The organism is Dechloromonas denitrificans (genome assembly GCF_020510685.1).
Lineage (GTDB): Bacteria > Pseudomonadota > Gammaproteobacteria > Burkholderiales > Rhodocyclaceae > Azonexus > Azonexus denitrificans_A.
This window is the reverse complement of the sequence record NZ_CP075185.1, coordinates 3,985,001-4,007,621: the sequence shown is the minus strand read 5'-3', so window position 1 is coordinate 4,007,621 and position 22,621 is coordinate 3,985,001. Positions and strand designations below refer to the sequence as shown.

Below are 22,621 nucleotides of genomic sequence, written 5' to 3'. Positions count from 1 at the left end.
GTCAGTTGGCCGGTGGCTAGGCGCGTCTTGCCGCGCTGCGCAGTTGCGGGTACTCGTGGCGGGCCTGGGTGATATTTTCCAGTGCTTCCGGGAAGGCGAAGGCCTCGACGTTGTCCACCAGTTCCTTGCCGGTTGGCCCCAGCCCGTCGCGCAGTTGCCCGGCATGTCTGCTGCAGCATTGGTAGGCGCCCATGTCGGCAGTCAGCAGCAGGGCTTCGAGCTCGTCGATGAGTTGCCGCAGCATGGCCCAGTCGGCCGGCTCCCTGGCATGTTGCGTTGCCGCCGGCAGGCTCGCCTGCAATTGCCCGATCACCGCCTGCAGCGTGCTTTCGAGCTGTTCGATCAGCGGCGTCAGGCCGGGCGTCGCGCTGCCGCTCCTGATCGCTGCTTCGAGGTCGGCCGCCTGTTGCCGGACGTCGACGGCGCCGACATTGGCCGCCACGCCTTTCAGCGAGTGGGCGATCAGGCGGGCGCCTTCCTGGTCGTCGGCGGCCAGTGCCTGGCCGAGGCGGGTCGCGTCGTTGCCGTGCAGGGTGCCGAACATCTGCAGCAGATGAAGATAGGCGGCGAATTTTCCCCGCACCACGTGCAGGCCGGCGTCGACGTCGAAACCGGGGATCAGGCGGACCCGGTCGATCACCGCGGCGGGCGAGACATCCGGCGCGACGGGCTCCGCCAGCGCCGGGGCCTGGCCCGGTTCGGACAGCCATTTGAGCAGGCAGGCGTAGAGGACATCGGGATCGACCGGTTTCCCGACGAAATCGTTCATCCCCGCGGCGATGCAGTCGACGCGGTCTTCATCGAAGGCGCTGGCGGTCATCGCCACGATGGGGGTGGCCTGCCAGTCAGGTAGCCGGCGAATCACCCGGGTGGCTTCCAGTCCGTCCATGTCGGGCATCTGGATGTCCATCAGCACCAGGTCGTAGCCTGCCGCCTTGGCCCGCTCGACGGCCTGCCGGCCGTTTCCGGCGATCTCGGCGCGGAGGCCGACATTGCGCAGGAGCTCCAAGCCGACTTCCTGGTTGATTTCGTTGTCTTCGACGAGCAGAACGCGCGCCCCGGCATGGTGGTGGCGCAATTCGTCGGCGGCATTCCGGAACGGCGGCGCGCTGCTTTCCGGGATGACGCCGGTGCCGCGCCGCAAGCGGGCGGTGAACCAGAAGGTGCTGCCCTTGCCCGGCACGCTGTCGACGCCGGCCTGGCCGCCCATCAGGGCCGCCAGGCGGCGGGTGATGGCCAGACCGAGACCGGTGCCGCCGTATTTGCGGGTGGTCGACACGTCGGCCTGTTCGAAGGCCTGAAACAGCTTGGCGGTCATTTGCGGGTGGATGCCGATTCCGGTGTCCTGGACTTCGAAGCGTAGCGTCAGTTCGGCGTCGTTTTCGGCCAGCACCCGGGCACGCAACTGGATGCTGCCGTGCTCGGTGAACTTGATCGCGTTGCTGGTGTAGTTGAGCAGCGCCTGACGCAACCGGGTCGGGTCGCCGTTCAGCCAGAGCGGTATATCGCCGCTGTCGACGGCGATCCGCAGGCCCTTGTTGCTGGCCGATTCGCCGCTCAAGGTGCCGATGTGGTTAAGGACGTCGCTGAGCAGAAAGTCGGTTTGTTCGAGTTGCAACCGCCCGGATTCGATCTTGGTCAGGTCGAGAATGTCGTTGATGACCGAAAGCAGATGCCGGCCGGCCGCCTCGATCTTGCCCAGGCGTCCAGCCTGATGGGGCGTCGGGTCTTCGTTGCGGAGCAGATGGGTGATGCCGAGAATGGCATTCATCGGCGTCCGGATCTCGTGGCTCATGTTGGCCAGGAAAGCGCTCTTGGCCTGATTGGCCGCCTCAGCCTCGGCGGTGGCCAGGGACAATTCGGCGGTGCGTTGCTCGACCAGCCGTTCGAGATGCTGGCTGTAGCCTTCGAGTTCCTGCTCCAGGCGCTTCTGTTCGGTAATGTCCTGCTTGATCGCGACGTAATGGCTGATCGTTCCATCGGCCTGGAGGATCGGGGCGACGATGGCCAGTTCGGGATATTCGCTGCCATCCTTGCGCTTGTTGATGAATTCGCCCTTCCAGGTGTGCCCTTCGGCCAGCGAATTCCACATCGCCTGATAATGCGTCAGCGGCGTCTTGCCCGACTGCAACAGCCGCGGATTGTGGCCGAGCGCTTCCTCCCGGGTATAACCGGTGGCCTGCTCGAAGGCGTCGTTCACATACTCGATTTCGCCCTCGAGGTTGGTGATCACAATGCTCGCCGGGCTCTGCTTGACGGCCTGCGACAGTTTGCGCAACTGTTCGTCGGCCTGTTTGCGGCCGGTAATGTCGTGGACGATCGAATAGAGGAATTCGCGCTCGTCGATCAGGATCGGACAGCTGAAAGTTTCGACGTCGCGGATCTCGCCATTCGCCAGGCGGTGCTGAAAATGGAAATGATTGGTCTCGGCGATTTTTGCCCGCGCCATTTCGGCATTGATCTTGTCCAGGCTCAGGGTATTGATCTGGGAAATTTTCATGCCGAGCAGTTCTTCATGCGACCAGCCGTAATAGGCGCTGGCCGCCGCATTGGCATCGACAATCGCGCCATCCTGCGGATCGATGATCAGCATCGTCGTGTGGCTATTGTTGAACAGGGCGCGGTAGCGGGCTTCGCTGCGGATCAGTTCGGCTTCCCTGGCGTGTACTTCGCCGACCTTCTCGGCAACTTGCCGGCGGAGCAGGGCATTGCCGGCCAGCACGAAAGCCAGGACGGCGAACAGCGTGCCGACGCCCCACAGGACATAGGGCGGTGCGTCGTCGGGCGGCTGGTTCAGCCAGCGTTCAGTGATCGCGAAATAAGGCGATTTCGGTTCGTCCAGCCAGGGTCCGAGATGGCGGTCGATGGCGGTCAGCAGGTCGGCGTTGCGGCCTTTGCTGGTGCCGTAGAACAGCTGGGATGGCTGGAAGATCAGGGACGACTCGCGCAGTTTGTAGCGCGGGGCCGCCAGGTCGCCGAAAAAGCGATTGGCCGCCGCCGCATCGACCTCGCCGCGCTCGGCCTTGGCAAAGCCGGCATCCAGCGAGTCGACTTCGACCAGTTCGGCCGATACGCCGAATTCATCGAGCAGTTCGCGCAGATAGACCTGCTGGCTCGACCCGGCGAGCACGGCCAGCCGCTTGCCCCGCAGATCGAGGACGGAATTGATGTGGGCGCCGTTCGGCTGGTAAATATTCGACCAGTTGTGCAGGGCCGGCGTCCGGTGAAAGTCGAAGAGCTGGGCGCGCTGTTTGCTGTAGGCGATATCCGGCATCAGGTCGATCTGCCCGGCGCTCAGCGCGCTCAGGCATTCCTGCCAGACGCAGCTGACCGCTTTCAGCGTCCACCCCTCGCGTTGGGCGATCTCCTTCAACAGGTCGCCGAGGATGCCGCTCGGCTCGCCCTGCTCATCGAGCAGGATTTTCGGGGCGTTGGCGTATACGCCGACCCGTACCTCGCGCGGCTCGGCCTGTACCGCACTGCCGGCCAGCAGGCCGAGGGCCAGACACAACTTTCCCAGCAACAGCGGAAAACCGGAGCGGCAAGGTGACGGGGCAGTTGTTGTCATGTGCTTTGCAAGGCCCGGCGAAAGGCGGAGGCATCCTCGAACGGGTAAAACGGCGGACTCATTGTAGGCCGGCCACGGCCACGCTGAACAGATGTCTGGTTCGGCCATGGCGAAAGCGGGGCTGGGCGGGCCGCTCGCCGCGGCGGCACAAGGAAAAACGCCCGGCAGTGCCGGGCGGGATCGCATCGGTCAGAGCCGACCGGCCATGGCTGCGGGCGGCCGGACTACTGGATCGTTTTTACTCCGGCACTGGTTCCGAGCAGCAGCACATTGGCCGGGCGCAGCGCGAACAGGCCGTTGGTGACGACGCCGGTGATCTGGTTGATCTCGGCTTCCAGGCCCTTCGGGTCGGTGATCGCCAGTCCCTTGACGTCGAGGATCAGGTTGCCGTTGTCGGTGACGAAGCCTTCGCGCAGCACCGGCGTGCCGCCCAGCTTGGCCAACTGGCGGGCGACATGGGCGCAGGCCATGGGGATGACCTCGACCGGCAGCGGGAAGTTGCCCATGGTGTCGACCAGCTTGGAACCATCGGCGATGCAGACGAAGGTCCTGGCCACGGCCGCGACGATCTTTTCGCGGGTCAGTGCGCCGCCGCCGCCCTTGATCATGTTCAGGCCGGCGTCGATTTCATCGGCGCCATCGACATACACCGGGATGTCATCGACATCGTTCAGATCGAGCACGGCGAAGCCATGCCCTTCGAGGCGCTTGCGGGTCGCTTCGGAACTGGCGACGGCGCCTTTGTAGCGGTCCTTGAGCGGGGCCAGCGCATCGATGAAGAAATTGGCCGTCGAGCCGGTGCCGACGCCGATGATGCTGCCGGCCGGGGCGTGTTGCGCGACATAGTCGGCGGCAGCCTGGGCGACGGCCTGCTTGAGTTCGTCCTGAGTCATGGAACTGCTCCTGAATGGGGTGGCGACCATTTTAACCTGTCAAAAAAGTTTAACTTTGCTGCCGGGCGAAATCGCTAAACTCCGCATACCGTTTAATGGGAGAGAATAATGACCAATGCAAAAAAGGCGGCACCCGCCGCCAAGCCAGTCAGTACACCCAAACCGCCAAAAAAACTGGTGCCGCGCCCGGCGCCGGAGCGAGCCGTGGCGGCGCCGGTGGACGAGATTCCTCCCGTTGCCGCCCCGACGGCGACCTTGCCGGCGACGGCGGCAGCAACCGCCCGGGCCCGCCCGCCGCGCAAGCCGTCGCGGGAAGATGAAACGGTCGCCCGCCACCAGAAGGTGCTGGCCGATGCGCTGGTCAAGGCGCAGGCCATCAACTACGACCAGCCGAAGGTGATGAAGCAGCCGGCACCGCTCGGCAAGAAGGCCGCCAAGCATGAAAAACCGGCCAAGGCGAAGAAGCCGAAACTGGTCCGCGACGGCTACGCGATGCCGGAAGCCGAGTTCGCCCGGATCGGCGAACTCAAGAAGCGGCTGGCCGCGCTTGGCCACGAGGTCAAGAAGAGTGAACTGCTGCGCGGCGGCATTGCGCTGCTGGCTGCCCTCGGCGATGCCGAACTGAAGGCGGTGATGGGGCGCGTCGAGCGCATCAAGACCGGTCGGCCGGCCAAATAAGCCCACCGGAGTAGTCTCGGGCCGCTTTGTTACAGCCTGTCATTGAACTGTAACAAAGCGCGAGTAACCTGCAATGCGTTGTTCAACTCAACTTAATGCAGGAGTTACTCATGATCAAACGATCCACTTTGGTTTCATTTATGGCAGCGGCCGGTGTGGCCCTGTTTGGCGCCCAAGCCGCCAATGCTCAGCAGATCGTCAAGATTGACGGTTCTTCCACGGTTTACCCGATCACCGAAGCGGTTGCCGAAGATTTCCAGAAAGCCAAGAAGAACGCCATCAAGGTGACGGTTGGCATTTCCGGTACCGGCGGCGGTTTCAAGAAATTCTGTCGCGACGAGACCGATATCTCCAACGCTTCGCGGCCGATCACGTCGAAGGAAATGGTCGACTGCAAGGCCGCTGGCGTCGATTACATCGAAATGCCGGTCGCCTACGATGCGCTGACCGTCGTGATCAACCCGAAGAACACCTTCCTCAAGCAGGCAACGGTCGAAGAAATGAAGACCCTGTGGGAGCCGGCCGCCCAGGGCAAGATCATGAAGTGGAACCAGGTCAATCCGGCCTGGCCTGATGCCCCGGTCAAGCTGTTCGGCGCCGGCGCCGATTCCGGCACCTTCGAATACTTCACCGAAGCGATGGTCGGCAAGGCCAAATCCTCGCGCGGCGACTACACCGCATCGGAAGACGACAATGTGCTGGTCCAGGGTGTTTCCCGCGACGTCAACGCCATCGGTTACTTCGGTTATGCCTACTACGCCGAGAACATGTCCCGCCTGAAGGGTCTGCCGATCGTCAATCCGAAGACCGGCAAGGCCGTCGAGCCGTCCGGCGCCAACGTCGAGAACGGCACCTATGCGCCGCTGTCGCGTCCGATCTTCGTGTACGTCAAGGCCAAGTCGCTGGAAAAGCCGGAAGTGCGTGAGTTCGTCGAGTTCTACATGAAGAACGCCGAAAAGCTGGTGCGCGAAGTCAAGTACGTGCCGCTGCCGAAGTCGATCTATGAAGGCAACATCAAGCACGCCAAGGAAAAGAAGGTCGGCACCGTGTTTGGCGGCCACAATGAAATCGGTATTACCGTTGAAGAAATCATGAAGCGCGAAGCCAAGATGTAAACTGCGTACGGGCATTACGGTGCCCGCCGCCGAAAATCCGCCCCTCCGGGGGCGGACTTTCATCCAAAAAGGTTCTTCAAGTGAATCACGCCATGTCTGCAAACAATGTTTCCGACCTGCATCAGGTCAGCGATCGCCTGGCCAAGAACGCCATGCGCCACGCCAGCGAGCGTCTCATCGAGATGCTGCTGTTCGCTGCCGCCGCGGTCTCCGTGCTGACCACCGTCGGCATCGTCTATGTCCTCGTTTCCGAGTCCTTCCATTTCTTTCAGACCGTCAGCATCGTCGACTTTCTGACCGACAACCAATGGACTCCGCTGTTCGATGATGCCCACTACGGCATCATGGTGCTCATTTCCGGTACCCTGGTTTCTTCCGGTGTGGCCCTTCTCGTCGCCATTCCGATGGGCACGATCATCGCCATCTACCTCTCCGAATTCGCCAATTCAAAAGTGCGTGAAATCGCCAAGCCGGTCCTTGAACTGCTCGGCGGCATTCCGACCATCGTCTTCGGCTACTTTGCGCTGCTCATCGTGACCCCGCTGCTGCAGAAGGTCCTGCCCGAACTGCCGGGCTTCTCGCTGCTCTCCGCCGGCCTGGTGATGGGCATCATGATCGTGCCGTACATCGCCTCGCTGTCCGAGGATGCCATGCGCGCCGTGCCGATGAGCATGCGCGAAGGTTCCTACGCGATGGGCGCGACCAAGTTGTATACGGCGATCCACGTCGTCGTTCCGGCCGCCGTTTCGGGCCTGGCCGCTTCCTACATCCTGGCCATTTCCCGGGCGGTCGGCGAAACGATGATTCTCGCCGTCGCCGCCGGCATGCAGCCCAACCTGACCTGGAACCCGATGGAGCCGGCGGCGACCATCACTTCCTACATCGTTCAGGTCGCGCTGGGTGACCTGCCGCACGGCTCGATCGGCTATCAAACCATTTTTGCCGCGGGCCTGACCCTGCTGCTGATCACGCTGGCCTTCAATATCTTTGGCCAGTGGCTGCGCCGTCGCTTCCGGGAGGCTTACTAACATGCAACAAGCACTGACGACTGAACAAATCCGCACGCTGATTGCGCGCGGCAAAATGAAAGACACGCTGTTCCAGGCGCTCGGCATCATCTGCCTGGGAATCGGTCTGCTGGTCATTTTCCTGCTGGTCGGCGACATGCTGAACCGCGGCATGGAACGGCTCAGCCTCGACTTCTTCACCAACTTCGCCTCGCGCCGGGCCGGCCAGTCCGGCATCCTGTCGGCCTGGGTCGGCACCATCCTGGTGATGTTCGTCACCGCGCTCGCCGCCGTGCCGCTCGGCGTCGCCGCCGGGGTCTATCTCGAGGAATACTCCAAGCGCAACTGGGTGACCGACATCATCGAGATCAACATCACCAATCTGGCGGCGGTGCCGTCGATCGTCTATGGCCTGCTGGCGCTCGGCATCTTCGTCTATACCTTCGGCTTCGGCCAGAGCATCCTGTCGGCCGGTCTGACGCTGGCTCTGCTCATCCTGCCGATCGTCATCGTGTCGACCCGCGAAGCGATCCGCGCCATTCCGGCAATGATCCGCGAAGGCTCGATGGCGGTCGGTGCGACCCGCTGGCAGACCTGCCGTTACCACATCATCCCCTACGCCATGCCCGGCATCCTGACCGGCGTGATCATCGGCCTGGCCCGCGCCATCGGGGAAACGGCGCCGATCATCACCATCGGCGCGCTGACCTTCATCGCCTTCCTGCCGCCGGTGCCCTTTACCGGCGAGCCGGCTGCCGGCCTGTTCGACTGGGTGATGTCGCCCTTCACGGTGATGCCGATCCAGATCTTCAACTGGACCTCGCGTCCCGACCCGGCCTTCGAAGTGAACGCCGCCGCCGCCGGCTTCGTGCTGATGGCCATGGTGCTGTCGATGAACGCCGTCGCCATCTACCTGCGCTACAAGATGCGCAAGAACATCAAGTGGTAAATCCTTAGGTCAACGTCGGACAAACCAGCATAAATGAATACTGAAATGGACGCTCAAATGCAGATTCACGATCACCCCACGCTCAAGGCGGAAGCCCGTAACCTGAACTTCTTTTACGGTGAAGCCAAGGCGCTGAAGAACATCAACATGCCGATCTACGACAAGAAGGTGACCGCGCTGATCGGGCCTTCCGGTTGCGGCAAATCGACCTACCTGCGTAGCTTCAACCGCATGCATGACCTCTACCCGGGCAACCGCTACGAGGGCGAGATCCGCTTCTTCCCGGACAACACCAACCTGCTGTCGCCGGATGTCGATCCGATCGAAGTGCGGATGCGCATCGGCATGGTTTTCCAGAAGCCGAACCCGTTCCCCAAGACGATTTTCGAGAACGTCGCCTACGGCCTGCGCGTCCGCGGCGAGAACAACAAGCGGGCGCTCGACGACAAGGTCGAACAGGCCCTGCGCGGCGCCGCGATCTGGGACGAAGTGAAGGACCGCCTGCAGGATCTGGCGCCCAATCTTTCCGGCGGTCAGCAGCAGCGTCTGTGCATCGCCCGCGCCCTGGCGACCGATCCCGAACTGCTGCTGTTCGACGAGCCGACTTCGGCGCTCGACCCGATTGCCACCGGCGCCATCGAAGAACTGGTGCACGAGCTGAAAAAGCGCGTGACGATTCTCATCGTCACCCACAACATGCAGCAGGCGGCGCGCGTTTCCGACTACACCGCCTACATGTACCTGGGTGAAATGATCGAATTCGGCAAGACCGACGAAATCTTCATCAAGCCGCAGGACAAGCGCACTGAAGACTACATCACCGGCCGTATGGGTTAACGAGGATAGCGACATGAACGAAAGCCAACACCTTTCCAGCCAGTTCGACGAAGAACTCAGCCGTCTGCGCACCCATGTGCTGCAGATGGGCGGTCTGGTCGAAACCCAGGTTTCCGCAGCCATCGATGCCTACACGACGGGCGAAGTGGCGAGCGTCAAGACCATCGTCGAGACCGACCGCAAGGTCAATGAACTCGAAAAGGCCATCGACGACGATTGCGCCCACGTCATCGCCAAGCGTCAGCCGACGGCTTCCGATCTGCGTTTGGTGCTTGGCATCAGCAAGATTGTCACCGACCTCGAACGGGCCGGCGACGAAGCCAAGAAGATCGCCAAGGGCGTCCGCCGCATCTACGAAAACGGCCATACGCCGTCGCAGTACGGCGTCGGCATCCGCCATCTGGCCGAAGCGGCGCTGATCATGGTGCGCCAGGCCCTCGACGCCTTTGCCCGCCTCGATACGGCGCAGGCCAGGGAAGTCATCCGGGCCGATTCCGATGTCGATACCGAATTCAAGTCGATCATCCGCCAGTTGATCACCCACATGATGGAAGACCCGCGGACCATTACCACCTCGATCGACATCATCACCATCGCCCGCGCCATCGAGCGCATCGGCGATCACGCGAAGAATGTCTCGGAGCAGGTGATCTACGTGGTCGAAGGGCGGGATGTCCGCCATACCGGCAAGGAGAGCGTCAAGTGACACCGACGATTCTGGTTGTCGAAGACGAACCGGCGATCCAGGAGCTTGTCGTGATCAACCTCAAGCACGCCGGCTTTCTCGTCGTGCGCTCAAGCAGCGCCGAGGAGGCCGAGTCGGCGATTCGTGCTGCCCTGCCGGACCTCGTCGTGCTCGATTGGATGCTGCCCGGCCAGTCCGGGGTGGCGCTGGCCAAGAAAATCCGCGGCGACGAACGGACCCGCGAACTGCCGATCATCATGCTCACTGCCCGTGTCCATGAAGAAGACAAGGTGCAGGGGCTGGAGGCCGGGGCCGACGATTACGTCACTAAACCCTTCTCGCCCAAGGAACTGGTCGCCCGCGTCCGCGCCGTGCTGCGCCGGCGGGCGCCGCATCTGGCCGGCGAAGCCGTCGAGGTCGGCAATCTCGCGCTCAATCCGGCGACCCATCGGGTGCTGGCTGGCGGCCAACCGATCGAACTGGGGCCGACCGAATTCCGTCTGCTCTTCTTCTTCATGACCCATGCCGAACGGGTGTACACCCGCGCCCAGTTGCTCGATGAAGTGTGGGGTGATCACGTCTTCATCGAGGAGCGTACGGTCGATGTCCATATCCGCCGGCTGCGCGCCGCGCTGGAAACCTCCGGCCACCATGAGCGGGTCGAGACGGTGCGCGGCACCGGTTATCGCTTCCGGGGAGCCTGAAGCGGGTGTCGGCACAAGTAATTCGGGCGCTAGTTCTCGCCCTGTTGACCGGTGTGGCGGCCTTGCCGGTTGGCATCTTTTTCGCCGAATGGGCCGGCTGGACGATCTTCTGTGCCGGTCTCGGGCTGCAGATGGCGTTCCATTTTCGCAACTTTTCCCGCCTTGATCGCTGGTCGCAGGCTCCGGTCGTCGATAGCAGTCTGGAAGGCGAGGGCGCCTGGGACGGCATTTTCGGTCGTCTGTATCGGCACGAGAAAGACCTGCGGCAGCAGATCGCCCAACGCGAGGAGGAGATTGCCCGGATCATTGCCGCCGCCCAGGCGCTGACCGACGGCGTCGTCCTGCTCGACCTGAACAACCAGATCGTCTTCTGCAACACGACGGCCGAGACACAACTGGGCTTGATGCTACGAACCGATTTCGGCCAGCCGATCGTCAATCTGGTGCGTCGCCCCGAATTCGTCGCCTATCTGGAAGCCGAGGATTTCTCCCGGCCACTGACCCTGCGCTTCGACCGCAAGGAAGAGCGGGTCCTTTCCATCCACCTCATTCCCTATGCCGGTGACCGCCGGCTGATGCAAATCAAGGACGTGACGCAAGCCGATCGTCTGGACCGCATGCGGCGCGATTTCGTCGCCAATGTTTCGCATGAATTGCGCACGCCGCTGACGGTGCTCGCCGGCTTTCTCGAAACCCTGCAGGAAATCGAGCTCGATCGCGATGAACAGCAGCGTTTCCTGGCGATGATGTCCGAACAATCGATGCGCATGGAGTCGATCGTGCAGGATCTGCTCACTCTGTCGTCGATCGAATCCGCCCCGCCGCCGGAAAGCGAACTGGTCGACATGGCCAACCTGATCGACAAGCTGCGCCGCGATGCCGAAGCGCTATCGGCCGGCCGTCACACCATCGTCGTCGAAAGCGACGGGCGGGGTGACCTGCGCGGCGCCGAGCCGGAGCTGGTCAGTGCCTTCGGCAATCTGGTGGCCAACGCCGTGCGCTACACCCCGGCTGGCGGCACCGTGCGCATCAGCTGGCAGGCCAGTCCGCAGGGGGCGGAATTCGCCGTCGAAGATACCGGCATCGGTATCGAAGCCAAACATATTCCCCGGCTGACCGAACGCTTCTATCGCGTCGACCGGGGCCGCTCGCGCGATGCCGGCGGGACCGGCCTCGGGCTGGCCATCGTCAAGCATTCGCTGAGTCGCCATCAGGCCCAGCTGGAGATCAAGAGCACGCCGGGCGTCGGTAGCCGGTTTGCCGCGAAGTTTCCGGCCAGCCGCGTCGCCGGCGTTTAAGGCCGGCCGCCGAATTCCCGATGGGGCCGGCGCCTTTCGGTGATAATCCGGGCCGGTCGCGCTTTCGCGACCAAACTGCAGGCAAGGAAACCCCGATGAGCATGTCGAAGACCGATCTGGAAAAGAACCGCGGAATCAAAATCAATGGCAAGGTGGGCGCCACCGCCATTCCCGGCCGCTTTGCCGGCGGCGCGGCAAGCGCCGTGGACAAGCGCGAGCAGCGCCGGCAGGACCGGGCGTCCGGCCAGATTCCCTTCGCCTGCAAGCTGCCGGCCGAGCTGGTCAAGCAATTGCAGGAACGCGGCATGGCCCACGAAGGCGGGATCAACGTCTTCGTCGCCGAATTGATCGCCAAGGCACTGACCGCAGCCTGAAGTCCCCAGGTTCGCCGGCGCCACAGCCCGGCCCGCCGGAAAATTTCCGGCGCTACCGCTATTGCCCGTGCCGTCCGCGGGTACCGGTTTTCAGGCGTGCGTCAGCCGCCATTCATTGAGTGCCGTGTTGGCGCTCGCGAAGCTCGTCAGCAGAACCACCCCGTCGATTCCAGCCAGGCGCTGAACGCCTTGACCGCCGACCCACAGCGCGACGGCCGGTGGCAACACCTGGCGCAGTTGCTGGAGCAGGCCGGGAATCTGTCGCTGCGCAAAGGCCGTCGAGAACGACAAGGCGACGATGTCGGCCTGATGGGCCGTGGCCGCCCGGCCGATTTCGAGCAGTGGCATCTGGGTGCCGAGCGGCACGCATTCGGCTCCTTCCAGCGAGAACAAGGCTTCAACCATCAGCAGGCCGAGGACGTGCGGTTCGTCGGGCACGCTGGTCAGCAGGATGCGCGGACTGCGTTTGCCATCGGGCAGCGCCGCGATGGCCTGGCGCAACACGCGCTTGGTCAGTTCGGTGAATAGGTGCTCCTCGAAGACGGCAAAACGGCCATCTTCCCAGGCTTCGCCAACTAGCTGGGTGAGCGGCGCGATGGTGTCCTGGACAAAACCTTGCAGGCCCTGGCGGGCCAGGCACTGCTGCATGGCCTGCTGATAGCCGGCGCTGTCGTGTTGCTTGATCAGCGCGAGCAGGGGCGCGAGGTCCTCGCCGGCCACTGCTGCGGCGGCTGGACGTGCTGTTGCACGGCGCGGTGCCAGGCAGCTCAGTTCTTCGCTCGGCATCGCCATCAGCTTGCCCGGCCGGTGGCCCAAGTCCATCAAGCGTTTGATCAGGCGCAGGCGGTCCACCTGCTCGGTCGGGTAGCTGCGCTCGCCGTTCGCGTCGCGATGCGGGATCGGGAAACCGTAGCGCCGCTCCCACATCCGCAGGACATCCTTGGAGAGCCCGGTGTCGCGTTCGACTGCCGCAATGTTAAAACAGGGTGTATTCATTTTGTCCTGAACAAATGTTAGACAAACCGTTGACAATTCAAACTTTGATGCTTATCTTACGAACAAATGTTCTATTTGTCTAGGACAAACAATCAAGGAGTTGGACATGTTCGGAAACCTCAAATCTTGGCTAGCCATTGCCGGTGTGCTGTCATTCGGCACGCTGCCGCTTGCTGCGGCTGCCGCCGACTGTCCACCTCTGCTCAATTACAGTTTTCCCGGGCTGCTCGATGGCCAGCCGCAGTCGTTGTGCCAGTACAGCGGCAAGGTCATCCTGGTGGTCAATACCGCCAGTTACTGCGGTTTTACCTCGCAGTACGACGGCCTGGAAAAGCTCTATGCCCGCCTCAAGGGGCAGGGGCTGGTGGTGCTCGGCTTTCCGTCCAACGATTTTGGCGAGCAGGAACCGGGGAGCAGCAAGGAGATCGCCGATTTCTGCCGGCTGACCTACGGCGTCGAGTTTCCGATGCTCGGCAAGACGGTGGTCCGCGGCAAGGCGGCCAATCCTTTCTATATGCGGCTGGCCGAGATCACCGACAGCCGGCCCAAATGGAACTTCCACAAATACCTGATCAACCGCGATGCGACGCAGGTGGTGGCGTTCGGCAGCATGACCAAGCCGGACGACAAGGATCTGCTGAAGAAAATCGATGAGTTCCTCAAGTAAACGCCGTCCGCCCAACAGGAGCCAACGATGAACGCCCCGCACCCCTTCATTGACCGACCGCAACGGATCGCCGTGGTCGGCGCCGGCATCTCCGGCCTGGCCAGCGCCTGGCTGCTCGGCAAGCAACATCGGGTCACCTTGTTCGAGGCCGCGCCTTATCTCGGCGGCCACACCAATACGGTGGACGTGCATCTCGAAGGCAAGACGCATCCGGTCGATACCGGCTTCCTGGTCTTCAACGAGCAGACCTACCCGAACCTGATCGCCTTGTTTGCCGAGCTTGGCGTCGCCAGCGTCGAAACCGAGATGTCTTTTGCGGTCAGCCTCGAAAATCCCGATCTCGAATGGGCCGGCAGCAGTCTGGCCACTGTCTTCGGCCAGAAACGCAATCTGCTGCGTCGGCGCTTCTGGTCGATGCTGTCCGACATCCTGCGCTTCAACCGCGACAGTCGCCGCTGGCTGGCCAGGCACCCGGAGAGCACGCTCAGTCTGCGGGCTTTCCTCAACGACGGGCGCTATTCGAGCGCCTTTGCCGAGTGGTATCTGCTGCCGATGGCGGCGGCGATCTGGTCCTGCCCGACCGGCGAGATGCTCGATACGCCGCTCGCCACATTCATCCGCTTCTGCCAGAACCATGGCCTGCTGCAGATTTTCGACCGGCCGATGTGGCGAACGGTGAAGGGCGGCGGGCGCCAATACGTGCGCAAGATCGCTGCCCAACTGAGCGACATCCGTCTTGCCTGCCCGGTTTTTTCGGTCAGCCGCGAGGCCGCCGGGCTGCGCCTGACCCATGCGGCGGGCAGCGAGCTGTTCGACCGGGTGGTGATGGCCTGCCACAGCGATCAGGCGCTGGCCATTCTCGGCGGCGCGGCAACCGAGGCGCAGCGCGACGTGCTGGCGGCGATCCGCTACCAGCCGAATCGCGCCGTGCTGCACAGTGATCCGCGTCTGTTGCCGCGCGACGAAAAGCTCTGGTCGGCATGGAATTACTTCGCCGGCAGTGGCGAGCCGGGCCGTCAGCCGGTCGCCGTCTCCTATCTGATCAACCGGCTGCAGCCCCTGCCATTCACCACGCCGGTCGTCGTCACGCTGAATCCGGCGCGTCAGCCGGACTCGGCCAAGGTGATTGCCGAATTCGACTACGCCCATCCGATCTTCGACGGCCCGGCGATTGCCGCCCAGCAACGACTGGCCGAAGTCCAGGGCGATAACGGCATCTGGCTGGCCGGTGCCTGGGGCAGCTACGGTTTTCATGAAGATGGACTGAAGTCGGCGCTGCGTGTCAGCAACGGCCTTGGGGTGCTGGCGCCGTGGCAGGCCGCCGCGGCACCGCTCGGTCGCGAGTTGGCCCATGTCTGAGCGCAAGCTGGCCGCACCGCCGCGCCTGCTCGTCGGTCACGTGATGCACCGCCGACTGCGCCCGGTGGTTCATGCCTTCGTCTATCCGGTCTTTTTCGTGCAGTTGCCGCTCGCCGATCTGGCCTCGGCCAATCGCTGGTTGTTCGGCGTCGACCGCCGCCGCTTGCTCAGTTTTCGCCGGAAAGATCATGGTCCGCGCGACGGCAGTCCGCTCTTGCCGTGGATTCAGGCGAAGCTCCGCGAGCATGGTTTGCCGGTCGATGGCGAGATCGTTCTCCAGTGTTTTCCGCGCGTCCTCGGTTACGTCTTCAATCCGGTCAGCTTCTGGTTCTGCCATGACGGGGGTGGCGAGCTGATCGCCGTGCTGGCCGAGGTCAGCAACACCTTCGGCGGTCGCCACAGTTATCTGCTGCACCATCCGGACGGCGCACCGCTGCGCGATGGCGAGGAATTGACGGCGACCAAGGATTTTCATGTCTCGCCGTTTTGTCAGGTCGAAGGCGGCTATCGCTTCCGCTTCGATCTGCAGCGCAAGTACCCGCAGGTCCGGATCGATTACGCCGATGCCGAGGGCCAACTATTGCTGACTTCGATCTCCGGCAAGCCCGCGGCCTGGTCTTCGCGGGCGCTGCTCGGCGCCTTGTTGCGCATGCCCTGGTTGACCGTCGGCGTGATGTTTCGCATCCACTGGCAGGCATTCCGGCTCTGGCTGAAGGGCGTGCCCTTCGTCGGCGCCCATCCGCCGGCCGCATCTCACCCTCTCCGGGAATCGACCAAATGAATAACACCCTGACCCTGCGCGGCGCCGACCATCTCGCCCGCGACACCCGACTGGTTTTTGCGCTGCTCGACAGATTGCGGGGCGGCATGCTCGAAGTCCGCCTGCCCGACGGTTCAAGCCAGCTCTTTGGCGATGGCGAGCATGGCGTGACGCTGCAGGTGCACGACGAAGCGATGTTCGGCCAGGTGCTGGCCAAGGGCGATATCGGGCTGGCTGAGGCCTATCTCGACGGTTACTGGGATTCGCCCGATGTCACCGGGCTGCTGACGCTGCTCGCGAAAAACCGCGCGGCGCTGCGTTCCGCGGTCTACGGCTCGTGGCGCAAGCTGCTGGTAGCCCGCGTCCGGCACTGGCTCAACGGCAACAGCCGGGCCGGCAGCAAGCGCAACATCATGGCCCATTACGACCTCGGCAACGATTTCTACAAGCTCTGGCTGGATCCCGGCATGAGCTATTCGAGCGCCCTCTATCGGGCGGTCGATGACGGCAGCCTGGAAAAAGCCCAAAGTGCCAAATACCGCCGCATCCTGCGCCGGCTGAAGGCGGCGCCGGGCGACCGCGTGCTGGAAATCGGCTGCGGCTGGGGCGGCTTTGCCGAAATGGCCGTCGCCGAGGGCTTGCAGGTAACCGGCCTGACCTTGTCGCCGGCCCAGCTGGCATGGGCCCAACGGCGTGTGCCGGCGGCCGACCTTCGCTTGCAGGACTATCGCGACACGACCGAGCGATTCGACCACGTCGTTTCGATCGAAATGTTCGAAGCGGTTGGCGAGCGCTGGTGGCCGAGCTATTTCAAGAGCGTGGCGCGGGCGCTGAAGCCGGGCGGTCGGATGGTGATCCAGAGCATCACCATCCGCGACGACCTGTTCGCCAGCTATCGCAAGGGCACCGACTTCATCCAGCAATACATTTTTCCCGGCGGCATGCTGCCCTCGCGCGCCGCCTTCCGCGCGGCGGCCGCCAGGCAGGGCCTGACCGTGCATGCCGAGTACGCCTTTGGCGCCGACTACGCCCGGACGCTGGCCGAGTGGCGCCACACTTTCGAGCGGAAATGGCCGGAAATCGCGGCACTCGGTTTCGACGAGCACTTCCGTCGCCTGTGGCGTCTCTATCTCTGCTATTGCGAGGCCGGTTTCCTGGCCGGCAATGTCGATGTCGTCCATTTTGAACTCCGCCATCACTAGGCGCCGGCTGCTCGGCCTGCTCGCCGCCTGGCCGCTGCTCGGCGGGGCCGCCGAGAACCCGCTGGCCGGCTTCAGCCGCTGGGGCAGCGGCGAATTCCGGCGCTTCGGCTTCCTGATCTATGAAGCGACGCTGTGGGCTGCCGGCGACGACCCGGCCCGCCCGCCGCTGGCCTTGAAACTGACCTACCGGCGCAGTATCGCCGGCAAGGACATCGCCGAGGCCAGCGTCAAGGAAATCCGTGCGCTCGGGATGGCCGACGAGACCCAGCTCAGGCTGTGGGGCGAGCAGATGGCGCGCATCTTTCCCGACGTCGGGCCTGGCGACCAGATCACCGGCTTGCATCTGCCGACTGGCGCCCGCTTTTTCTACAACGACCGTCTGATCGGCGCGCTCGGCGATCCGGCCTTCGCCAACGCCTTCTTCGCCATCTGGCTCGATGCCCGAACCAGCGCCCCGGCTTTGCGCAGCGCACTGCTCAAGCGTCCGGCGGCGTGAGATGACCAACGGCCGCATTCTTGCCTACGGTCTGCTCGGCCTGCCGCTGGCCTTTGCCGCGCTGCCAATCTATGTCCATGTGCCGCGTTTCTACGCCGAAACCTTCGGCATGGAACTGGCGCTGCTCGGCGCCATCCTGCTCGGCACGCGCCTGCTCGACGCCGGCATCGACCCGTGGCTCGGCTGGCTGGCCGATCGCGTGGCGCGCCCTGGCATGGTGGCGATTGCGCTGCTGCCTTTTGCCATCGGCTTCGTCGCGCTGCTCAATCCGCCGGCCGAGCATGCGGCCATCTGGCTGGCCGGTTCGCTGGCCTTGACCTACGTCGGCTTCTCGGCTGCCTCGGTCGCCTATCAGGCCTGGGGCGCGGATATCGGTATCGACTCCGGGCTGCGCACCAAGCTGACCGCCGCCCGCGAAGGCTTCGGCCTGCTCGGCGTGGTGCTGGCAGCTGCCTTGCCGGCAGTCTTGGCGAGCAATCTGAGCGACGGCATCGCACGCCTCTCGTGGATCCTGCCGCCGCTGCTGTTGATCGCCGCACTCGCCACCTTCAGTCGGGCGGGCGGCACGCTGCCTTCGGCGCCGCCCTTTGCCGGTGGGCGGCTGGCGCAGCCCTTATTGCCCAGCCTGCGCCGGGTCTTCGCCGATCCGGCTTTTCGCCGGCTGCTCGGCGTCTTCGTCGCCAATGGCATCGCCGCCGCGCTGCCGGCCACGCTTTTCCTGTTCTTCGTCGCCGACGTGCTGCAACTCGAAACGGCGAGCGGCCCCTTGCTGGCCCTCTACTTCATTGCCGGCGCCGCCTCGTTGCCGCTATGGGTGAAACTTGCCGGGCGTTTCGGCCGTGTCTACGCCTGGCTGGGGGCCATCGGCCTTTCGATTGCCGCGTTTGCCGGTGCCAGCCTGCTCGCCAGCGGCGATCTGTGGGCCTTCGCGGCCATCTGTATCGCCTCGGGCCTGGCGCTTGGTGCCGATCTGGCACTGCCGGCAGCGATCGCTGCCGACCTGGGCGAACGTCAGGGGCAGGCCGGCGCCTGTTTCGGGGTCTGGAATTTCGTCGCCAAGCTCAATCTGGCGCTGGCCGCCGGGCTGGCCTTGCCGCTGCTCGCCTTGCTCGGTTATGTGCCGGGTGGCACGCAGGGGCTGGGCGCCCTTACTTTTGCCTATGCCTTGTTGCCGCTCGGCTTCAAGTTGCTAGCCGGCGTGCTGCTCTGGCGCTGGCGTCATTATCTGGAGATCTGACATGAAACTCGTTATGGCTGCCGCCTTCACGCTTGGCCTGGCCGGCTGTGCGTCGCCCGGAGTCGAGCAATACCGCAGCGAACAACCGCCCCTCGATATGAAGACCTATCTGAATGGCACACTCGACGCCTGGGGCATGTTCCAGGGCCGCTCCGGCGAGGTGAAAAAGCGCTTCCATGTCGTCATCGATGCGCAATGGACGGGCGATACCGGCATCCTCGACGAGAACTTCAAGTGGTCCGACGGCACCACTTCGCGCCGGGTGTGGACGCTGACCAAGCAGGCGGATGGCACATTCCGGGGGCGGGCCGACGATGTGGTCGGCGAGGCAATCGGCGAAGTCGCCGGCAATGCGCTGCGCTGGCGCTATGTGCTGGCCCTGCCGGTCGACGGCAAGGTTTATCACGTCAATTTCGACGACTGGATGTACCTGATGGACGACAAGGTGATGATGAACCGCTCCTATATGAGCAAGTGGGGCTTCAACCTGGGCGAAGTGACGCTGACCTTCGTCAAGCGCTGAGCCGGCGATGAACCCGAAAATCACCGAGTGGCAAGGCAGGCGTGTCTGGCTGGTCGGCGCCTCGAGCGGCATTGGCGCCGCGCTGGCCCGCGACCTGGCCGGACGCGGTGCGCGGCTGGCCCTCTCCGGGCGCGATGGCGGCAAACTGCAGGCGCTGGAAATCGCCAACGCCTTGGTGCTCCCTTGCGATGCGACCGACACCGCCAGCCTGGGCGCGGCGCATCAGGTGCTCGTCACGACAATGGGCGGCGTCGATCTGGTGCTTTACCTGGCCGGCGACTACGTGCCGATGCAGGCCGCCGGGTTTGACCTTGAGTTGGCGGAAAAGGTCGTCGCCGTCAATTTCACCGGCGCGATGCGCCTGGCTGCAACGGTCCTCCCCGATCTGCTTGGCGCGGGCGGCGGAATTGCCTTCTGCGCCAGCGTCGCCGGCTACCGTGGCTTGCCGAAGGCACTGGCCTACGGACCGGGCAAGGCGGCACTGATCCACTTTGCCGAATGTCTGCATCTCGAGCTGGCGCCCAAGGGGATTGGTGTCTGGGTCATCAACCCGGGCTTTGTCGCCACCCGGCTGACGGCCAAGAACGATTTCAACATGCCGGCGCTGCTGACGCCGGAGCAGGCGGCGGTTGCGACGCTCGATGGTTTCCGTCGCGGCAAATTCGAGATTCACTACCCGAAGCGATTTACCTGGGTCATGAAGCTGCTGGCGCTGCTGCCCTACGCCTGGTATTTCCCGCTGGTTCGTCGATTCACCGGAGGCTGACATGACGTTGCCCGAACTGATTCGCTTCTACCAAGATCTTTCCCCGGACAGCGTTGCCCGCTTTCCGGAGTTCTATAGCGAGAACGCCTATTTCAAGGATCCGTTCAACGAGGTGCACGGCCTCGTCGCCATCCAGCGCATCTTCACCCATATGTATACGCAGGTCGTCGAACCACGCTTCACCATTACCGGGCAGGTCGCCGACGCCAATGGCGCGATGTTGGTCTGGGAACTCAGCTACTGCTTCGGCTCATGGGGCAAAGGCGAAACGCAGATCATGCGCGGCGTCTCGCATCTGAAATTCGACGCCGACGGCAAAGTGAATTACCACCGCGACTATTGGGATACGGCGGAGGAGTTATATATGAAGCTGCCGGTTATCGGCCTGTTAATGCGTCTACTAAGAAAAGCACTGGCCGCTTGATTGATGAGCAACGTCTGACGCCTCTTCTTGGGTCTCTTCGGCAGTGCAAAAGCGAAAGTATCAAGTTATTTTCACTGGCGCCTTGACCTTCGGTTTGAGATCTATATAATGCGCAGCTCTTCTGCAGCGGCGGGTGTTTTCGGCGGTTGGAGAAGAGGAAGCAGAAAGAAGAAGTTGAGCTGAAAAGCTTGACGGGAGTAGAGAAGAGGTTCATAATTCGGCCTCTCTGCTGCAGACGAAGCGAAAGCGACGGCGCAGTGCAGGAAGTGATCTTTAACAATTTGGACAATCGATAGGTGTGGGTGCCTTGATGCGAAAGCGGCGCAAGTCGCAAAAAGTATTAAAGGCAATCACACGGATGGAGAGATCCATCGAGGTAGAAGTCAAATTCTACCGTCAGTGAATTGTGAGTAATTAGTTGGATTGAACTGAAGAGTTTGATCCTGGCTCAGATTGAACGCTGGCGGCATGCCTTACACATGCAAGTCGAACGGCAGCACGGGAGCAATCCTGGTGGCGAGTGGCGAACGGGTGAGTAATGTATCGGAACGTACCTTTCAGTGGGGGATAACGTAGCGAAAGTTACGCTAATACCGCATATTCTCTGAGGAGGAAAGCAGGGGACCTTCGGGCCTTGCGCTGTTAGAGCGGCCGATATCAGATTAGCTAGTTGGTGGGGTAAAAGCTCACCAAGGCGACGATCTGTAGCGGGTCTGAGAGGATGATCCGCCACACTGGAACTGAGACACGGTCCAGACTCCTACGGGAGGCAGCAGTGGGGAATTTTGGACAATGGGCGCAAGCCTGATCCAGCCATGCCGCGTGAGTGAAGAAGGCCTTCGGGTTGTAAAGCTCTTTCGGCCGGGAAGAAATCGCATTGGTTAATACCTGGTGTGGATGACGGTACCGGAATAAGAAGCACCGGCTAACTACGTGCCAGCAGCCGCGGTAATACGTAGGGTGCGAGCGTTAATCGGAATTACTGGGCGTAAAGCGTGCGCAGGCGGTTTTGTAAGACAGGCGTGAAATCCCCGGGCTCAACCTGGGAACTGCGCTTGTGACTGCAAGGCTAGAGTACGGCAGAGGGGGGTGGAATTCCACGTGTAGCAGTGAAATGCGTAGAGATGTGGAGGAACACCAATGGCGAAGGCAGCCCCCTGGGTCGATACTGACGCTCATGCACGAAAGCGTGGGTAGCAAACAGGATTAGATACCCTGGTAGTCCACGCCCTAAACGATGTCAACTAGGTGTTGGGAGGGTAAAACCTTTTAGTACCGGAGCTAACGCGTGAAGTTGACCGCCTGGGGAGTACGGCCGCAAGGTTAAAACTCAAAGGAATTGACGGGGACCCGCACAAGCGGTGGATGATGTGGATTAATTCGATGCAACGCGAAAAACCTTACCTACCCTTGACATGTCAGGAAGTCTTGAGAGATTGAGATGTGCCCGAAAGGGAACCTGAACACAGGTGCTGCATGGCTGTCGTCAGCTCGTGTCGTGAGATGTTGGGTTAAGTCCCGCAACGAGCGCAACCCTTGTCGTTAATTGCCATCATTTAGTTGGGCACTTTAGCGAGACTGCCGGTGACAAACCGGAGGAAGGTGGGGATGACGTCAAGTCCTCATGGCCCTTATGGGTAGGGCTTCACACGTCATACAATGGTCGGTACAAAGGGTCGCCAACCCGCGAGGGGGAGCCAATCCCAGAAAGCCGATCGTAGTCCGGATTGCAGGCTGCAACTCGCCTGCATGAAGTCGGAATCGCTAGTAATCGTGGATCAGCATGTCACGGTGAATACGTTCCCGGGTCTTGTACACACCGCCCGTCACACCATGGGAGCGGGTTCCGCCAGAAGTAGGTAGCCTAACCGCAAGGAGGGCGCTTACCACGGCGGGGTTCGTGACTGGGGTGAAGTCGTAACAAGGTAGCCGTAGGGGAACCTGCGGCTGGATCACCTCCTTTCTAGAGAAAAGCATCAGTGGCACCCACAACCTATCGATTGTTCAAACGTAGCGCAAACAGACGAGGGTCTGTAGCTCAGTCGGTTAGAGCACCGTCTTGATAAGGCGGGGGTCGTTGGTT

Annotated in this window: 21 protein-coding genes, 1 tRNA gene and 1 rRNA gene (1 of these 23 only partly in view); 20 read left to right on the top strand and 3 right to left on the bottom strand. The window is 62.6% G+C overall.

What is annotated here, in order from left to right; all coding sequences use genetic code 11:
- Positions 1 to 16: 16 nt before the first annotated feature.
- Positions 17 to 3,568 carry a PAS domain S-box protein gene (locus KI611_RS19115; RefSeq protein ID WP_226417232.1) on the bottom strand — a complete coding sequence of 1,184 codons (3,552 nt, stop codon included), beginning with the start codon at positions 3,566 to 3,568 and terminating at the stop codon, positions 17 to 19.
- Between the two features lie 224 nt (positions 3,569 to 3,792).
- Positions 3,793 to 4,461 carry a ribose-5-phosphate isomerase RpiA gene (rpiA, locus tag KI611_RS19110; RefSeq protein WP_226417231.1) on the bottom strand — a complete coding sequence of 223 codons (669 nt, stop codon included), beginning with the start codon at positions 4,459 to 4,461 and terminating at the stop codon, positions 3,793 to 3,795.
- Positions 4,462 to 4,569: 108 nt separating this feature from the next.
- Here rpiA and KI611_RS19105 point away from each other — a divergent pair, with 108 nt between their 5' ends.
- The 9 genes from KI611_RS19105 to KI611_RS19065 all read left to right on the top strand — a co-directional run bounded on the left by KI611_RS19105 (position 4,570) and on the right by KI611_RS19065 (position 12,108).
- On the top strand, positions 4,570 to 5,139 hold the full coding sequence (locus tag KI611_RS19105; RefSeq protein WP_226417230.1) for a hypothetical protein: 570 nt from the start codon (positions 4,570 to 4,572) through the stop codon (positions 5,137 to 5,139).
- A 110-nt stretch (positions 5,140 to 5,249) separates the two neighbouring features.
- On the top strand, positions 5,250 to 6,254 hold the full coding sequence (locus KI611_RS19100; RefSeq protein WP_226417229.1) for a PstS family phosphate ABC transporter substrate-binding protein: 1,005 nt from the start codon (positions 5,250 to 5,252) through the stop codon (positions 6,252 to 6,254).
- Between the two features lie 92 nt (positions 6,255 to 6,346).
- The gene (gene pstC, locus KI611_RS19095) at positions 6,347 to 7,282 is read left to right on the top strand and encodes a phosphate ABC transporter permease subunit PstC (protein ID WP_226417228.1); all 936 of its coding nucleotides are present in this window, start codon (positions 6,347 to 6,349) and stop codon (positions 7,280 to 7,282) included.
- 1 nt (position 7,283) lies between these two features.
- A complete protein-coding gene (pstA, locus tag KI611_RS19090) occupies positions 7,284 to 8,210 on the top strand; it encodes a phosphate ABC transporter permease PstA (protein ID WP_226417227.1) in 927 nt (308 codons plus the stop codon).
- Between the two features lie 57 nt (positions 8,211 to 8,267).
- Positions 8,268 to 9,047, top strand: coding sequence for a phosphate ABC transporter ATP-binding protein PstB (gene pstB, locus KI611_RS19085; protein WP_226419949.1), 780 nt, complete (start codon positions 8,268 to 8,270; stop codon positions 9,045 to 9,047).
- A 13-nt stretch (positions 9,048 to 9,060) separates the two neighbouring features.
- Positions 9,061 to 9,753, top strand: a complete 693-nt coding sequence (gene phoU / locus KI611_RS19080) for a phosphate signaling complex protein PhoU (protein WP_226417226.1) — start codon at positions 9,061 to 9,063, stop codon at positions 9,751 to 9,753.
- A complete protein-coding gene (gene phoB / locus KI611_RS19075) occupies positions 9,750 to 10,436 on the top strand; it encodes a phosphate regulon transcriptional regulator PhoB (protein WP_226417225.1) in 687 nt (228 codons plus the stop codon). Before phoU ends, phoB begins: the two co-directional genes overlap by 4 nt.
- Positions 10,437 to 10,441: 5 nt before the next feature.
- Positions 10,442 to 11,734, top strand: a complete 1,293-nt coding sequence (gene phoR / locus KI611_RS19070) for a phosphate regulon sensor histidine kinase PhoR (RefSeq protein WP_226417224.1) — start codon at positions 10,442 to 10,444, stop codon at positions 11,732 to 11,734.
- A 95-nt stretch (positions 11,735 to 11,829) separates the two neighbouring features.
- A complete protein-coding gene (locus tag KI611_RS19065) occupies positions 11,830 to 12,108 on the top strand; it encodes a hypothetical protein (RefSeq protein ID WP_226417223.1) in 279 nt (92 codons plus the stop codon).
- A gap of 90 nt (positions 12,109 to 12,198) precedes the next feature.
- On the opposite strand, the gene KI611_RS19060 is transcribed toward KI611_RS19065, so the two are convergent.
- On the bottom strand, positions 12,199 to 13,104 hold the full coding sequence (locus tag KI611_RS19060) for a MerR family transcriptional regulator (protein WP_226417222.1): 906 nt from the start codon (positions 13,102 to 13,104) through the stop codon (positions 12,199 to 12,201).
- 106 nt (positions 13,105 to 13,210) lie between these two features.
- Here KI611_RS19060 and KI611_RS19055 point away from each other — a divergent pair, with 106 nt between their 5' ends.
- From KI611_RS19055 to KI611_RS19005, 11 genes are all read left to right on the top strand, one after another.
- Positions 13,211 to 13,771 carry a glutathione peroxidase gene (locus tag KI611_RS19055; protein ID WP_226417221.1) on the top strand — a complete coding sequence of 187 codons (561 nt, stop codon included), beginning with the start codon at positions 13,211 to 13,213 and terminating at the stop codon, positions 13,769 to 13,771.
- A 27-nt stretch (positions 13,772 to 13,798) separates the two neighbouring features.
- The gene (locus KI611_RS19050; RefSeq protein ID WP_226417220.1) at positions 13,799 to 15,130 is read left to right on the top strand and encodes an NAD(P)/FAD-dependent oxidoreductase; all 1,332 of its coding nucleotides are present in this window, start codon (positions 13,799 to 13,801) and stop codon (positions 15,128 to 15,130) included.
- Entirely contained in the window at positions 15,123 to 15,911 is a 789-nt protein-coding gene (locus tag KI611_RS19045) for a DUF1365 domain-containing protein (protein ID WP_226417219.1), read from the top strand. The genes KI611_RS19050 and KI611_RS19045 overlap by 8 nt, the downstream gene beginning before the upstream one ends.
- Positions 15,908 to 17,092: an SAM-dependent methyltransferase gene (locus KI611_RS19040; protein ID WP_226417218.1), complete on the top strand. Its 1,185-nt coding sequence runs from the start codon at positions 15,908 to 15,910 to the stop codon at positions 17,090 to 17,092. The genes KI611_RS19045 and KI611_RS19040 overlap by 4 nt, the downstream gene beginning before the upstream one ends.
- Positions 17,061 to 17,588 (top strand): chalcone isomerase family protein, encoded by a 528-nt coding sequence (locus KI611_RS19035; RefSeq protein ID WP_226417217.1) that lies wholly within the window; start codon positions 17,061 to 17,063, stop codon positions 17,586 to 17,588. The genes KI611_RS19040 and KI611_RS19035 overlap by 32 nt, the downstream gene beginning before the upstream one ends.
- Position 17,589: 1 nt before the next feature.
- A complete protein-coding gene (locus KI611_RS19030; protein ID WP_226417216.1) occupies positions 17,590 to 18,825 on the top strand; it encodes an MFS transporter in 1,236 nt (411 codons plus the stop codon).
- Between the two features lies 1 nt (position 18,826).
- Complete coding sequence (locus tag KI611_RS19025) at positions 18,827 to 19,348, top strand: DUF3833 domain-containing protein (RefSeq protein WP_226417215.1); 522 nt, start codon at positions 18,827 to 18,829, stop codon at positions 19,346 to 19,348.
- Positions 19,349 to 19,355: 7 nt separating this feature from the next.
- The gene (locus KI611_RS19020; RefSeq protein ID WP_226417214.1) at positions 19,356 to 20,114 is read left to right on the top strand and encodes an SDR family NAD(P)-dependent oxidoreductase; all 759 of its coding nucleotides are present in this window, start codon (positions 19,356 to 19,358) and stop codon (positions 20,112 to 20,114) included.
- 1 nt (position 20,115) lies between these two features.
- Complete coding sequence (locus tag KI611_RS19015; RefSeq protein ID WP_226417213.1) at positions 20,116 to 20,538, top strand: nuclear transport factor 2 family protein; 423 nt, start codon at positions 20,116 to 20,118, stop codon at positions 20,536 to 20,538.
- Positions 20,539 to 20,963: 425 nt separating this feature from the next.
- A 16S ribosomal RNA gene (locus KI611_RS19010) occupies positions 20,964 to 22,501 on the top strand.
- A gap of 64 nt (positions 22,502 to 22,565) precedes the next feature.
- A tRNA-Ile gene (locus tag KI611_RS19005) sits at positions 22,566 to 22,621 on the top strand; it runs 21 nt beyond the window's last position.

Coding starts and splice junctions, on each gene's coding strand:
- KI611_RS19115 (WP_226417232.1), bottom strand. CDS start 3,568: ATGACAACAACTGCCCCGTCACCTTGCCGCTCCGGTTTTCCGCTGTTG.
- rpiA (WP_226417231.1), bottom strand. CDS start 4,461: ATGACTCAGGACGAACTCAAGCAGGCCGTCGCCCAGGCTGCCGCCGAC.
- KI611_RS19105 (WP_226417230.1), top strand. CDS start 4,570: ATGACCAATGCAAAAAAGGCGGCACCCGCCGCCAAGCCAGTCAGTACA.
- KI611_RS19100 (WP_226417229.1), top strand. CDS start 5,250: ATGATCAAACGATCCACTTTGGTTTCATTTATGGCAGCGGCCGGTGTG.
- pstC (WP_226417228.1), top strand. CDS start 6,347: ATGTCTGCAAACAATGTTTCCGACCTGCATCAGGTCAGCGATCGCCTG.
- pstA (WP_226417227.1), top strand. CDS start 7,284: ATGCAACAAGCACTGACGACTGAACAAATCCGCACGCTGATTGCGCGC.
- pstB (WP_226419949.1), top strand. CDS start 8,268: ATGCAGATTCACGATCACCCCACGCTCAAGGCGGAAGCCCGTAACCTG.
- phoU (WP_226417226.1), top strand. CDS start 9,061: ATGAACGAAAGCCAACACCTTTCCAGCCAGTTCGACGAAGAACTCAGC.
- KI611_RS19065 (WP_226417223.1), top strand. CDS start 11,830: ATGAGCATGTCGAAGACCGATCTGGAAAAGAACCGCGGAATCAAAATC.
- KI611_RS19060 (WP_226417222.1), bottom strand. CDS start 13,104: ATGAATACACCCTGTTTTAACATTGCGGCAGTCGAACGCGACACCGGG.
- KI611_RS19055 (WP_226417221.1), top strand. CDS start 13,211: ATGTTCGGAAACCTCAAATCTTGGCTAGCCATTGCCGGTGTGCTGTCA.
- KI611_RS19050 (WP_226417220.1), top strand. CDS start 13,799: ATGAACGCCCCGCACCCCTTCATTGACCGACCGCAACGGATCGCCGTG.
- KI611_RS19045 (WP_226417219.1), top strand. CDS start 15,123: ATGTCTGAGCGCAAGCTGGCCGCACCGCCGCGCCTGCTCGTCGGTCAC.
- KI611_RS19040 (WP_226417218.1), top strand. CDS start 15,908: ATGAATAACACCCTGACCCTGCGCGGCGCCGACCATCTCGCCCGCGAC.
- KI611_RS19035 (WP_226417217.1), top strand. CDS start 17,061: ATGTCGTCCATTTTGAACTCCGCCATCACTAGGCGCCGGCTGCTCGGC.
- KI611_RS19030 (WP_226417216.1), top strand. CDS start 17,590: ATGACCAACGGCCGCATTCTTGCCTACGGTCTGCTCGGCCTGCCGCTG.
- KI611_RS19025 (WP_226417215.1), top strand. CDS start 18,827: ATGAAACTCGTTATGGCTGCCGCCTTCACGCTTGGCCTGGCCGGCTGT.
- KI611_RS19020 (WP_226417214.1), top strand. CDS start 19,356: ATGAACCCGAAAATCACCGAGTGGCAAGGCAGGCGTGTCTGGCTGGTC.
- KI611_RS19015 (WP_226417213.1), top strand. CDS start 20,116: ATGACGTTGCCCGAACTGATTCGCTTCTACCAAGATCTTTCCCCGGAC.